This is a genomic window from Streptomyces sp. NPDC050211 (genome assembly GCF_040656035.1).
Lineage (GTDB): Bacteria > Actinomycetota > Actinomycetes > Streptomycetales > Streptomycetaceae > Streptomyces.
On record NZ_JBFALC010000034.1, the window covers coordinates 58566 to 71952 of the forward strand.

Genomic DNA, 13387 nt, shown 5'->3' on the forward strand with positions numbered 1-13387 from the left:
GTTGCGGACGACGCTTTGGCGTTCTCTTCTTTTCTGGTCCTTTCTCGCAGGCTAGGACCGGGAGCGGGGGGCGGGCATGCTCCATGTGGGCGTTGTCAGGGGTTCCGGTTGTCCGCGGTGGACATAGCGACGCCGAGCGGACGGGCACCGCCGGGTACGGAGACGACGCGGCGGGGGTGCGGATCGCCCGCCATCCACAGTCTGGTGGCGGTCGAGTCGACGTACACCCGGAACGGGTCACCCGCTCGCGCACCGGGCTGCCGACGCCGGAGTACCAGACCCACCAGGCGGCGCAGCAGCCGACGAGCAGAAGGCTGCGCCCCACCTGCCACCGCCACGCCCGTCGCGTCGCGGGGTCGTCCCACGCGAAGTCCCCCTCGCCGACGGCCACTTGATCGGTCACCTGCGCCTCCCCGTTTCGCCCACCGCGTCCGATATGAAGGGACGACGATATCCGGAGCCCCTTGGTCCGCTCCGCGCGCCGGACGGCACTAGCGGTGAACTCCCGTTGTCGGGGCGTTAGATTGACTCGCGGACGGTGGAAGGAACGGCTGCTCAGGGGGCAAGCGCGATGGACAGCGACGGGACGCAGGACGCGCGGGGTACGCATGCGAATCCTGTACCGCGTCCGGCGGGACCGCCGGATGTGTCGAACGCGCCGCCGCGGCCGGCACAGACACCGGGCGCGTCCGTGGCCCACTGGCTCAACGAAGCCCGGCCCGAAGCCAGGCCTGGCATCTGGCGCTTCGGATACCGGATGCCGAAGGCCGGGCTGAACACGGAGCGGCTCAAACCGGTGACCGTCGCCGGCATGTTGATTCCGCTCGCCCTGGCGCTCGTGGTGTGGTCCTTCTGGCGGCGCGGCGCGATCCCGTACCAGTTCACGATCCTGCGGCTTTTCACCCCGGACGACTGGTGGTGGGGTGGCACGCTCGCCTCTCCCAAGCGGTTGGAGGGCCAGGCTCTGGAGTACCCGGGCGTCGAGGCCTTGGAGGTGTACAGCGGAGTCTTCTTCGCTGTACTCGTCTACACAGTGGGCCGGCTCGGCAGCTGGCCTGCTGTCGTCCGTCACTACGTGAGCCGCAAGCCCCAGCCCGCCCGCGCTCTGCTGGCTGCCCTGGGCGCCCTGGTCATCCTCAGCTTTGTCTTCCCGGACGCCTTCCCCGGCGTCGGCTGGGACGCCCTGCCCGTCGTGGACCCGTTGTTCTCCTTGATCGTGCTGATCAGCGGCGGGTACGAGGTCTTCGCTTCGTCGTGGCTCACCGACGTGCTCTACACACTCATCACCGTCCTCGTCCTGTGGCCCTTCGCCCGGATCGGTGCCTGGTGGCCTCTGGCCCGGACCTGGATCGCTGCCCGTGGCCGCGCCACGCAGGGGCAGGGCCCGGCGCCCGTCGCAGAGCAGCCCCGTGCCCGCTGGCCCGAGTTGCGGGAGGCGGGGCAGCATGAGGTCGCCGACGTGCTCACCGCTGAAGTGCTCGCCGGGCGGATGAACGACGTGGACTGCGCCCGTATCGAGAACGGCTGGATTCGTGCCCGAGGCCAGGGTCGGCCGGCCGCCTTCACGGATGCCGTGCTGCGTCAGGGCGCCGCCGCGCTCACCCACCCCTCCGGCGCCCGGGACCTGCCGGGCCGCGCGGCCCGGCACGACCTGCTCACTCGGCAGGTGCGCATCGGACAGTGGGCCACCGCCGAGCGCACCCCGAGGGCGTACGGGGGCACGAGCGCGGCCCTCGGGCCGGAGACGCTGGGCACCTCGCTGCTGGTCGTCGGGCCGTCGGGTGCCGGCAAGACTCGGCACGTGATCGCCCCGGTGGTCGAGTCCCTCACACTCCAGGCCCTCACCGGCAGTTGCGCCGTCGTCGTGGTGTGCGGCGCGGGCACGGCGCTCGGGGCGGACTCGGCGTACGACGTCGTGGTGCGTATCGGCGACCCCGCCTCCGTGCATGACCTCGACCCGTACGCAGACACCGATGACCCCGACGAGGCGGCCGGGTTCCTCGCCGAGGCACTGGCTGGGGACCTCGACAGCGTGGGCGCCGAGCGCGCGGCGATGGCACTCGCTCAGCTCCTCGGCCCCTACCGGGCCGCGTACGGTCGTTTCCCGGCCATGCCCGTCCTGCGGGAACTGCTGGAAGGGGACCCGGCGGCCCTCTCCGGCCTGCGCGAGCGGCTGGCCGGCGACGGGCACACGGCGATGTGCCGCGAACTCGATGCCCGCGCCCGGCAGACCGGCACATCCGGCGACCCCGGTCCCGCGCTCGCCGACCGGCTCGCCCTGCTGGACCGGCCCGCCTTCGCGGACTTCTTCGGCTCGGGTGGCGACAGTATCCGTCCGTTCTCGCTGCGCGCCGTCGCCCACCACCCCCTGCGCGTTCGCATCGACCTGCCCGACAGTGGCCACGAGGAGGCCTCGCGCCTGATCGCCCGGCTGGTGCTGGCCCAGTTCGCCGGGGTCGTACGGGAAGGCTCACGCGACCACTTCGTCAGCCTCGTCCTCGACGACGCCACCGGCACCATCACCTCAGAGTCGGTACGGCGGATCCAGCGGCTGCGCTCGCAGAACGCCGGTGTTGTGCTCACGCTGCGCACAGTGTCCGACGTCCCGGAGGCCCTGCACGGACCGTTGTTCGGGGCGGTCGGCTGCCGGATGGCCCTGTCCGGGGTGACAACCTGGGACGGCAGTCGCTTCGCCGACACTTGGGGCACGGAGTGGGTCGAGACCACGGAAGTCGCCCAGCACACCGTCTTCGCCGATCAGCCCATGACCCGGGTCATGCACGCCCTGCGCAAGCTGGTGACCGGCAAGGCGGTCACGACGGAAGCCGTCACCGTACGGCAGGTCGAGCGGGAGCGTTGGTCTGCGTCTGAGTTGGCGCATGGTGTGCCGGCGGGGCATGCGGTGTTGTCGTTGACGACTGTGCAGGGGGAGCATGCGCCGCCGTTGCTGGTGGATCTGCGGGAGTGACAGCCGGATAAGGGGGAGAGCGGGGACCGTACGGTGAGGCAGAATCGGCATAGGTCGTTCATACGTGGCGGCCAAAGGATCACAATGATCACGTAACCCTCACCGACCTGAAGGCTCCATGCCCCCCACGCTCGCCTCCCTCGTCCACCACTCCGCGCTCAAGCTCACCGTGCGCGCGGGCGAGGACCGGCTGGACGTGCCCGTCCGCTGGGCGCACGTCAGTGAGCTGGCCGATCCCGTGCCGTATATGGAGGGCGGGGAGTTGTTGCTGGTCACCGCGTTGAAGTTGGACGCGGAGGATCCGGAGGCGATGCGGCGGTATGTGAAGCGACTGGTGGGGGCGGGGGTCGTCGGGCTCGGTTTCGCCGTCGGGGTCAACTACGAGGAGACCCCCAAGGCCCTCGTCGACGCGGCCGAGGAAGCGGGCCTGCCGCTGCTGGAGGTGCCGCGCCGTACACCGTTTCTCGCCATCAGCAAGGCCGTCTCGGCGGCGATCGCGGCCGACCAGTACCGGGCGGTGACGGCGGGGTTCGCGGCACAACGCGAGCTGACCAAGCAGGCGTTGACGGACGGGCCCGAGGGGCTGCTCGGCTCGCTCGCCTCGCAGGTCGACGGGTGGGCGGCGCTGTACGACGCCTCGGGCGCCGTCGTCGCCACCGCACCGGAGTGGGCGAGCCGCCGGGCCGCCCGGCTGACGGCGGACGTGGAACGCCTGCGGGAGCGGCCCGCGCCGGCCTCCTCGGTCGTCGGCGGGCCCGAGAACGAGGACCGGGTCGAGCTGCACTCCCTGGGCACGGGCCGGCGGCCACGGGCGGCGCTCGCGGTGGGTACGGCGGCGGCGCTCGGGACGGCCGAGCGGTACGCCGTCCATTCGGCCATCGCCCTGCTGACACTGGCGACGGAACGGTCCCGGTCCCTGCATGCCGCCGAGCAGCGGCTCGGGGCGGCGGTGCTGCGGATGCTGCTCGCCGGGGAGCCGGACCATGCCCGTGCGGTGGCCGGGGATCTCTACGGCGGGCTCCTCGACGCGCCCTTCCGCGTGATCGTCGCCGAGCCTGCCGCCGCGGACGGGGAGGCGCTGGCCGGGCTTGCCGAGGTCATGGAGTCGGCGGGTGCGCGGGCGGGTGAAGTCGTACTGGTGGTGCCGGAGGGCGAGCGGCTGGTGGCGCTCGCCGCGGACGGCGGGGCCGCGGTGGCGGCGTGCGGGGAGTTCGCGGCGGCCTTGGAGGCGGCGCGGGGGGCGGGGGCGGAGCAGCCGTTGTCCGACGAGGACGAACTCGTCGTGGGTCTGTCGGCCCCCGTCGGGCCGATCGCCGCCGCGGCTGCCTACAAGCAGGCCGAGCAGGCGTTGTCCGTGGCTCGGCGGCGGGGGCGGGTGGCTGTTGAGCATGAGCAGTTGGCGGCGGGGTCTGTGGTGCCGTTGCTGGCGGATGATGCGGTGAAGGCGTTTGCGGACGGGTTGCTGCGGCCGTTGTACGAGCATGACGCGAAGGGGCGGGGGGATCTGGTCGCCTCGTTGCGGGCGTGGTTGTCGCGGCATGGGCAGTGGGATGCGGCGGCTGCTGATCTGGGGGTTCATCGGCATACGCTGCGGTATCGGATGCGGCGGGTGGAGGAGATCATCGGGCGGTCGCTGGATGATCCGGATGCGCGGATGGAGCTTTGGCTGGCGCTGAAGGCGACGTCGGCCGAGTAGGTCCGCGGGGTGGGTGTGGGCGGGGGTGGGTTGCGCAGCCGCCGCGCCGTCGTGGCTGGGGTGGGGTGGGTCGCGCAGCCCGGCGCTGACGGGGTGCCGCCTGCGCCCACCCGTGCCGCCCCAGGCGGCACGACTGCCCGCAGCTTGTGCCTGCCAATTCGGCGCACCTCAGCCCCCGACCACTACACCCCGGACAAACCCCAGCCCCCCTCTCCACGCCTACCGTGGACCCCGAACACCAAGAACCATCCCCCAACGCGGAAGGGCCGGGACATGACTTCCACCCACGCCTTCTGGCTTGCCGGCCGCCAGGTCACCGGCGAGGCCAGTTTTGATGTCACCTCGCCGTGGGACGGCCGGACCGTAGGCAAGGTTGGCGTGCCGAGTGACGCGCAGGTCGAGGAGGCCGTCGCTGCCGCGTATGCCGTGCGGGACGAGTTCGCCGCCACGCCCGCGCACGTGCGTGCCGCCGCCCTCGATCACGTCAGTCGGCGTCTCGTCGAGCGGACCGAGGAGATCGCGCGGCTGATCTCCGCGGAGAACGGCAAGCCGATCAAGTGGGCCCGGGGTGAGGTGGGCCGGGCGGTGTCGGTGTTCCGGTTCGCTGCTGAGGAGGCCCGGCGATTCAACGGCGGCGAGGCGCAGCGTCTCGACACCGACCTCGGCGGGCAGGGTCGGCTCGCCCTCACGCGCCGGTTCCCGAAGGGCGTCGTGCTGGGCATCGCGCCCTTCAACTTCCCGCTGAACCTCTGCGCCCACAAGATCGCCCCGGCGATCGCGGCGGGCGTGCCGATCATCCTGAAGCCGGCCCCGGCGACCCCGCTGTCCGGCCTGGTCATCGGCGATCTGCTCGCCGAGACGGAGCTGCCCGCCGGTTCCTGGTCGATCCTCCCGGTCTCCAACGACCGTATGCCCGCCCTCGTCCAGGACGAGCGGCTGCCGGTGATCTCCTTCACGGGTTCCGAGAAGGTCGGTTACGCGATCATGGACTCGGTGCCGCGCAAGCACTGCACGCTGGAGCTGGGCGGAAACGGTGCGGCCGTGGTGCTCGGTGACTACGCCTCCGACGCCGACCTCGACTGGGCGGCCACCCGTATCGCCACGTTCTCGAACTACCAGGGCGGCCAGTCCTGCATCTCCGTGCAGCGGGTCATCGCCGACGCGTCCGTCTACGACCGCCTGCTGCCGCGTATCGTCGCCGCCGTCGAGGCCCAGGTCACCGGCGACCCGAGCGACGACGCGACCGACGTCGGCCCGCTGGTCAGCGAGGATGCCGCCAAGCGGGTGGAGGCCTGGGTGCAGGAGGCCGTCGACGCCGGTGCCACGCTCCTCACCGGTGGCAAGCGCGACGGCGCCTCGTACGCGCCGACCGTCCTCACCGACGTACTGGCCGACACGACGATCTCCTGCGAGGAGGTCTTCGGGCCGGTCCTCACCGTGCAGAAGGTCGAGGGGGAGGCCGAGGCCTTCGCCGCCGCCAACGACTCCAAGTACGGCCTCCAGGCGGGCGTGTTTACCCATGACTTGCAGGTCGCCTTCCGGGCCCATCGCGCCCTGGAGGTCGGCGGTGTCGTCATCGGCGACGTGCCGTCCTACCGCGCCGACCAGATGCCGTACGGCGGAGCCAAGCAGTCCGGTGTGGGCCGTGAGGGCGTGAAGTTCGCGATGGACGACTACACCTACGAGCGGGTGCTGGTTCTCACGGGCCTCGCCCTCTAGCTCATGGGAACCATTTTCATATAGAGTTCTCGAAGGGGTCCGGCACCGATGCCTTCCGGTGCCGGGCCCCTTCTCTGTGCCGGCCTGTTCCGGACCCTCAACCGGAGAAGCCGACATGCGCGAGCCGCAGCGGGCCGCGCAGTCTGAGGTACACGTCGTGCACGCCTGAGGCGGTCAGGTCGGTGCCGAGGGTGGTGTAGTCGTACGGGTCCGATCCCGCGACCGATTCCAGGACCGCCAGTGCGGGGCCGCCGTCCAGTGACACCTCCACCGCGCCCACGCCCGCCACCGTCGCACTCACCTGCGTGACACCCGTCCCGAAGTCGCAGGCGCGGTAGACGAGTTCGGCCGCTGTGCTGCCCGCAGGCGTCACCGCGTCGCCCGCCACCTTCGTAAGGTCGACGATCATCGATCCGCTCTGCTCGTCGAAGTCGGCGGCGTCCAGGCCGCGTCGGGCGACCGGGCGGGGCGCGGCCGGCTCGCCGTCGAGGACGAGGGTCGTCCGCAGGCGGATGTCCTCGCTGGACGCGCCGACGAGTACGTCGTACGGGCCCGGCTCGTGCCGCCACTTCCCGTGCGCCACGTCCCAGAACTCGAAGGCGGGCAGCGGGAGTTCGAAGATCAGCTGCTCGGTGGACCCCGGGGTGAGCGTGATGCGGCGGTGGGCCACCAGCTCGCGGCGCGGGCGCGGGACCGACGGGTCCGCGGCGCGGGTGTAGAGCTGGGCGACCTCGTCGGCGGTCACATCACCGGTGTTGGTGACGCTGAAGGAGACGTGCAGTGTCTCGCCCTCCACCCGGACCGACAGATCGGCGTACGCGAAGGACGCGTACGACAGGCCGTGGCCGAAGGGGAACAGGGGTGTGCCCTCGAAGTAGAGGTAGGTCTGGCGGGTGCCGATGACGTCGTAGTCGAGCAGGTCGGGGAGGTCGGCGTCGTCGGCGTACCAGGTCTGCGGGAGGCGGCCCGCGGGGGAGACGTCGCCGGCGAGGACGCGGGCCAGGGCGGTGCCGGCCGCCTGGCCGCCGTGTGCGGTCCACAGCAGGGCGGGGAGGGCGGCCGTCTCCACCGCGTACGGGTAGGCGGAGACCAGCGTCAGCACCGTGGCGGGGTTCGCGGTACGGGCCGCGCGCAGCAGGCGCTCCTGGTGGTCGGGCAGGCGCAGCGTCGTACGGTCCTCGGTCTCGCGGCCGTTGATGTGCGGGTCGTTGCCCGCGACGACCAGGACCACGTCCGCCTGGGCGGCGACGCGCGCCACCGCGTCCTCGCCGCGCTCGACGATCTCCAGCTCGAAGATGCCCGGATTCTCCTCGGCAACCTTCACGCCGTCGGCGGCGACAGAGACGTGGCGACCCGTACCGACGTGCCTGAGGAGGTGTCCGTTCTCGTGCGGTTCCAGACGGAACGTCTCCTGGACGACCCAGCCTCCGGGCTGGTCGGCGGAGGCCCGTACGCAGCCGTCGTCGGCGACCGAGAGGTAGCGGCCGTCGGGAGCGCGCAGCGTCAAGAGGCCCTCGCCCCAGTCGACGAGGGCGAGTTCGGTGCCGGTGGCGTCGGTGGTGAGCGGCGGGAGGTCCGTACGGCCCGCGAGCAGTGCGGGGTCCAGCGCGCCCTCGGCGCCGCGGACTTCGTCGACGCCGTCCGCGGGGGGGACGTACAGGTAGGAGCCGTCGGACGTCCGCAGCCGTACGCGGTCCACCCCCTCCGCGAACTCCACCCGCTCGGCGCCGAACCGCTCGTAGAGGCCCTCCAGCGGTGTCGAGCGGTGCAGGAGCGTGCCGCTGTACCAGTCGAGCTTGCACTCGTCGGCGAGGAGGCCGACGACGGCGAGGCGGGTGTCGGGGGCGAGGGGGAGCAGGCCGTCGTTCTTGAGCAGGACGATCGCCTGCTCGGCCGCCTCCTGCGCGAGCGCCCGGTGCTCCGGGGTGTCGAAGGCGCCGGTCTCGTCGTACGAGTCGAACTCGCCGAGCCGGAAACGGACCGAGAGCTGGCGGCGGACCGCCGCGTCGAGGTCGGCCTCCGTCAACAGGCCCTGGTCCAGGGCGCCTTGGACGCGCGCGACGATCTGCGAGCTGTCCGTGCCGTGGTCGGTGAAGCTGTCGACGCCGGCGAGGAGCGCGGCGGCGGTCGCCTCCTCGTGGGTGTCGAAGTAGTGCTCGTGGTCGACCAGGTTGGAGGGTGCGCCCGCGTCCGAGCAGACGAACAGGTCGTCGTCGGTCCAGGCGCGCAGATGCTCGCGCAGGTACGGCGAGACGTGGTTCGGACGGCCGTTGACCAGGTTGTACGCCGGCATCACCCCGGCGACCGCGCCCGCCTCCACCGCTTCGCGGAAGGCGCGCAGGTCGTACTCGTGCAGGACGCGCGGGCGGACGGAGGACGAGGCGACGGCGCGGTCCGTCTCGTTGTTGTGGGCGAGCCAGTGCTTGAGGATCGGGGCCGTGCGCCAGTACGTCGGGTGGTCGCCGCGCAGGCCGTGCGTGTACGCGGTGGCGATGGCGGAGGTGAGCTTCGGGTCCTCGGAGTAGCCCTCCTCGTTGCGGCCCCACAGGGGGTGGCGGAGGAGATTGACGGTCGGGGACCAGACGTTCAGGCCCACGCGGTCGTCGCGGACGCGCATCGCCCGGATCTCCTTGGAGACGGCGTCGCCGACGCGTCGTACGAGATCCGGGTTCCAGGTCGCGCCCAGGCCCACCGCCTGCGGGAACACCGTCGCGGGGCCCATCCACGCCACGCCGTGCAGCGCCTCCTGGCCGGTGCGGAAGGCCGCGACGCCGAGCCGTTCCACGGCCGGGGCGAACTGGTGCAGGAATCCGGTCTTCTCGTCCCGGGTCAGCCGCGACAGCAGATCGTCGATGCGCTTCGCGATGGGCAGCCGCGGATCGCGAAAAGGCGGCGTGTGCGGCGTGTGTGCGGTCACGTGGGGAACCCCTTGCGATCGATCGGCTCGGCTCTTTCGAAGCGCTTCGATGCTGGTTCGACGCAAGGCCGGGTGTCAAGACATCAACACTGTCAGTTCAAGCGGTGCATAACAAAAGGTCGGTCATAAAGCGTCGGAGGAATCTTGGAAGCGACCCTTGTGCACCCCTGGGGGTTCACTTAACCTCACAGCAACATCGAAGCGCTTCGACTACAGCCAGTTCCACTCAAGACACCGCAGCCGACGGCCCCCGCCGGGTGTCCTGGTGCGCCATGAAGGGTTGACGCAATGACGCCGAACGCCGCTTCCGCCTCCCCGAGCCGGAGAACCTTCCTCGCCAACACGGCGATCGCCGCTGTGGCGGTGGGTGGAGGGATGCCGCTGCTTGCCGCTTGCGGCGGCTCGGAGAGCGGGTCCCGCGAGGGGACCACGTCCGGGAAGGACGCCAAGAAGCTGCTGCCGGCGTATGTCACCAACAACGTGGTGACGCCCGACATCGCCGCCAAGAACGGTTCCTCGGTCGGCTTCACGAGCAAGCTGGACCTCGCCGACCTGAAGACCTCGGTGCCCAAGAAGCTCGGCAAGGGCTCCAAGGTCACCATCATGTCGCCGTTCTGGGGCTCCCCGCCGAAGGGCAACAACCCCTACTACAAGGGGATGAACGACCTGATCGGCGTCGATGTCGTCTGGCAGAACCAGGACGGCAACACCTACGACCAGAAGCTCGGCGCGGTGCTCGCCTCCAGCGACATCCCTGACGTCGTGGTGGTCCCCGGCTGGAACATGGGCGGCAAGATACCCAGCGCCATCATCAGCAAGTTCGCCGACCTCGGCCCCTACCTCTCCGGCGACGCGGTCAAGGACTACCCGAACCTCGCGGCGATCCCCACGGACGCCTGGCGGCGCTCCATCTTCGGCGGCAAGCTGCTCGGTCTGCCGATGCCGGCCCCGTGGGCGCCCAGCATCGTGCCCCTCTACCGCCAGGACATCTTCGACAAAGAGGGTTACGAAGTCCCCAAGTCCTGCGACGAGTTCATGGCCCTGGCCAAGGACATCACCAACGCCAAGGCCAAGCGCTGGGCGTGCCTGGACATGAAGTGGACCGCCTTCCAGGCCTTCGGCGTGCTCTCCGGCAGCGAGAAGCCGCTCGGCTGGAACCTGGTCGACGGCAAGCTGGTCTACCGCATCGAGACCGAGGAGTACCTCGAAGCGCTGGAGTGGTCCCGCAAGCTCTTCGAGGCGGGCGTCGTCCACCCCGACTCCAAGCTGGGCAAGAACGCCCCCGACCCGGGGCCCAAGTTCGCGGCGGGCGAGTTCCTCATCTACCCCAACAACATCTCGCAGTGGTACGGCCGCACCGCCGAACAGGCCGCTCAGAACCCGGAGTTCAAGGTCTGGGGCATGGACGTCTGGGGCCACGACGGCGGCAACCCCACGATGTGGGCCGAACAGCCCGCCGGCATCTTCGCCTTCGTCAACAAGAAGGCCTCCGAGTCGGTCATCCGCGACGTGCTCGCCGTCGCGAACGTCACCGCGGCGCCGTACGGCACCAAGGAGTACATGATGACCAACTACGGCGTGGAGGGCACCCACTACACCGTCAAGGACGGCGTCCCCACCAAGACCGACCAGGGCAACATCGAGGTGATGAACGCCTACGTCATGGTGGCGAGCCCCGCCGCGACCACCGCGCACCCCGACTTCCCCGAGGTCGCCAAGGGCCAGGTCGAGTGGCAGCAGCGGATGGGCGCCTTCACCAAGAAGTCCTCCTTCTGGGGCATGCAGATCACCGAGCCCAACCGCTTCACCAACCTCACCAACGACATGGAGCAGATGGAGGACGACGTCGTCCGCGGCCGCAAGAAGATCAGCGACCTGCAGCAGTGGGTCTCCGACTGGAAGAGCAAGGGCGGCGACCGGCTGCGCGACTGGTACCAGCAGATCCTCGACGAGAACGGCTCCGCGGCCAACTGACCGGGCACCGAGGCAAGGAGAACGGCCGTGTCCCACAGCACGGTGCCTCGGAGCAGGGCCGAGGCCGACACGACGGCGAAGACCCAGGTGACGTCCGGTGACGCCACCGGATCCACCGGCTCACCGGGGAAACGCCCCCCGGACAAGCTGAGCCTGCGACTGAGGTTCCGGCGCGATCGCGTCCTGCTGCTGATGACGCTGCCGGCCGTCGTCCTGGTCCTGCTCTTCAACTACGTGCCGATCCTCGGCAACGTGGTCGCCTTCCAGGACTACGACCCCTACATCAGCGAGAACGGCATCGTCTCCATCCTGAACAGCCCATGGGTGGGAGTGGAGAACTTCCAGCGGATCTTCGAGGACTCCGCCTTCTGGCAGGCGCTCGAGAACACCCTGGTGCTGTTCTTCCTCCAGCTCGTGCTGTTCTTCCCGATCCCGGTCCTGCTCGCGCTGCTCATCAACAGCGTGGTCAGGCCCCGAGTGCGGGCGATCGCGCAGGCCGTTCTCTATCTGCCGCACTTCTTCTCCTGGGTGCTGGTCATCGCCGTCTTCCAGCAGCTGCTCGGCGGCGCCGGGCTGCTCTCGACACTGCTGCGCGACCACGGCTACGACGGCCTGAGCGTCATGACCGACCCGGAGACCTTCAAGTTCCTGGTCACCGCGCAGACCGTGTGGAAGGACGCCGGCTGGGGGATCATCGTCTTCCTCGCCGCGCTGGCCGCCGTCAGCCCCGATCTGTACGAGGCCGCCGCGATGGACGGCGCGAACCGCTGGCGTCGCATGTGGCATGTCACCCTGCCCGCGCTGCGGCCGGTGATCGCGCTGCTGCTGGTGCTGCGCGTCGGCGACGCCCTCACCGTCGGCTTCGAGCAGATCCTGCTGCAACGCGACGCGGTGGGACCGGGCGCCGCGGAAGTCCTCGACACCTTCGTGTGGTGGAACGGCGTCCGCAACCAGGACTTCGGCTACGCGGCCGCCGCCGGACTCGTCAAGGGCGTCGTCAGCATCGGACTGGTCCTCGCCGCGAACAAGGTGGCCCATCTCATGGGCGAGCAGGGGGTGTACAAGAAGTGACCGCCGTCATCGACAAACCCGCGCGGATGCCCGGGCGTTGGGCCGCACCTCCCCGGCCCGTCTGGGAGGAGGAGCCCACCAAGGTGGGGCTGGCGGGCAAGGGGCTGGTCCTGGGGCTTGCCTGCTTCGCGATTCTCTTTCCGCTGTGGATCGTGGTGGTCACCAGTCTGTCCACGCGCAAGACCATCGACGAGGCCGGCGGACTGGTGATGATCCCCAAGGACATCACCTTCATCGCCTACACGGAACTGCTCAGCGGCGGTCAGGTCACGCGGGCCGCGATCATCAGTGTGCTGGTCACGCTGGTCGGTACGGCCTTCTCGATGACCGTGTCCGTGCTGTGCGCGTACGGGTTGTCCCGGTCCGGGTCGCTGGCGCACCGGTGGATTCTGATGACGCTGCTGGCGACGATGTTCTTCAGTGCCGGGCTGATTCCCACGTATCTGCTCGTGCAGACGCTCGGGCTGACCGACACGTATCTCGCGTTGATCCTGCCGAGCGCGATCAGTGTCTTCAACATCCTGGTGCTGCGCGGGTTCTTCATGGGGATCTCGCAGGAACTGACCGACAGTGCGCGGATCGATGGGGCGGGGGATTTCCGGATTCTCTGGCAGATCGTCATGCCGTTGTCGCGGGCCGTCATCGCGGTGATCACGTTGTTCTATGCGGTGGGGTACTGGAGTGCTTGGTTCAATGCGTCGCTGTATCTGAACGAGCAGGACATGATGCCGTTGCAGAACGTCATGATTCAGCTGGTGCAGAAGCAGGAGGCGCCGGTGGGGTTGGGGCAGGCGATCAAGACGGGGCAGTTGTCCGGGCTTGCTGTGCAGATGGCTGTGATGGTGATGGCTTTGTTGCCGGTGGCTGTGCTTTCGCCGTTTGTGCAGCGGCATTTCAAGAAGGGGATGTTGACGGGGGCGGTTAAGGGGTGACGGGGGGGGAGCTCGGGGGTGCGCGTTGTCCCCTGGCTGCGGGTGGTTTGTGGCTGGTCGCGCAGTTCCCCGCGCCCCTTAGGTTTCTCCATGTCCCCTGAATTCGCAGA

8 protein-coding genes are annotated in these 13387 nt (G+C 69.9%); 6 read left to right on the forward strand and 2 right to left on the reverse strand.

The window, feature by feature from the left end:
* Positions 1-95: 95 nt before the first annotated feature.
* Entirely contained in the window at positions 96-365 is a 270-nt protein-coding gene (locus tag AB0I98_RS29210; RefSeq protein WP_362947142.1) for a hypothetical protein, read from the reverse strand.
* Between the two features lie 206 nt (positions 366-571).
* Here AB0I98_RS29210 and AB0I98_RS29215 point away from each other — a divergent pair, with 206 nt between their 5' ends.
* The 3 genes from AB0I98_RS29215 to AB0I98_RS29225 all read left to right on the forward strand — a co-directional run bounded on the left by AB0I98_RS29215 (position 572) and on the right by AB0I98_RS29225 (position 6383).
* Positions 572-2968, forward strand: a complete 2397-nt coding sequence (locus AB0I98_RS29215; RefSeq protein WP_362947145.1) for an ATP/GTP-binding protein — start codon at positions 572-574, stop codon at positions 2966-2968.
* Between the two features lie 118 nt (positions 2969-3086).
* A complete protein-coding gene (locus AB0I98_RS29220) occupies positions 3087-4664 on the forward strand; it encodes a PucR family transcriptional regulator (protein ID WP_362947148.1) in 1578 nt (525 codons plus the stop codon).
* Between the two features lie 273 nt (positions 4665-4937).
* Positions 4938-6383 (forward strand): aldehyde dehydrogenase family protein, encoded by a 1446-nt coding sequence (locus tag AB0I98_RS29225; protein WP_362947150.1) that lies wholly within the window; start codon positions 4938-4940, stop codon positions 6381-6383.
* A 97-nt stretch (positions 6384-6480) separates the two neighbouring features.
* On the opposite strand, the gene AB0I98_RS29230 is transcribed toward AB0I98_RS29225, so the two are convergent.
* Positions 6481-9300 carry a glycoside hydrolase family 3 C-terminal domain-containing protein gene (locus AB0I98_RS29230; RefSeq protein WP_362947153.1) on the reverse strand — a complete coding sequence of 940 codons (2820 nt, stop codon included), beginning with the start codon at positions 9298-9300 and terminating at the stop codon, positions 6481-6483.
* Positions 9301-9588: 288 nt separating this feature from the next.
* On the opposite strand from AB0I98_RS29230, the gene AB0I98_RS29235 reads away from it, so the two are divergent.
* The 3 genes from AB0I98_RS29235 to AB0I98_RS29245 are packed head-to-tail and all read left to right on the forward strand — an operon-like array spanning position 9589 to position 13277.
* Positions 9589-11274, forward strand: coding sequence for an extracellular solute-binding protein (locus AB0I98_RS29235; RefSeq protein ID WP_362947155.1), 1686 nt, complete (start codon positions 9589-9591; stop codon positions 11272-11274).
* A 27-nt stretch (positions 11275-11301) separates the two neighbouring features.
* Positions 11302-12345 carry an ABC transporter permease subunit gene (locus tag AB0I98_RS29240; protein WP_362947158.1) on the forward strand — a complete coding sequence of 348 codons (1044 nt, stop codon included), beginning with the start codon at positions 11302-11304 and terminating at the stop codon, positions 12343-12345.
* Complete coding sequence (locus AB0I98_RS29245) at positions 12342-13277, forward strand: carbohydrate ABC transporter permease (RefSeq protein WP_362947159.1); 936 nt, start codon at positions 12342-12344, stop codon at positions 13275-13277. Before AB0I98_RS29240 ends, AB0I98_RS29245 begins: the two co-directional genes overlap by 4 nt.
* Positions 13278-13387 lie beyond the last annotated feature (110 nt).

Bases quoted from the DNA above. Each gene is read 5' to 3' on its own strand.
- AB0I98_RS29225 (WP_362947150.1), top strand. From the start codon at position 4,938: ATGACTTCCACCCACGCCTTCTGGCTTGCCGGCCGCCAGGTCACCGGC.
- AB0I98_RS29220 (WP_362947148.1), top strand. From the start codon at position 3,087: ATGCCCCCCACGCTCGCCTCCCTCGTCCACCACTCCGCGCTCAAGCTC.
- AB0I98_RS29215 (WP_362947145.1), top strand. From the start codon at position 572: ATGGACAGCGACGGGACGCAGGACGCGCGGGGTACGCATGCGAATCCT.
- AB0I98_RS29235 (WP_362947155.1), top strand. From the start codon at position 9,589: ATGACGCCGAACGCCGCTTCCGCCTCCCCGAGCCGGAGAACCTTCCTC.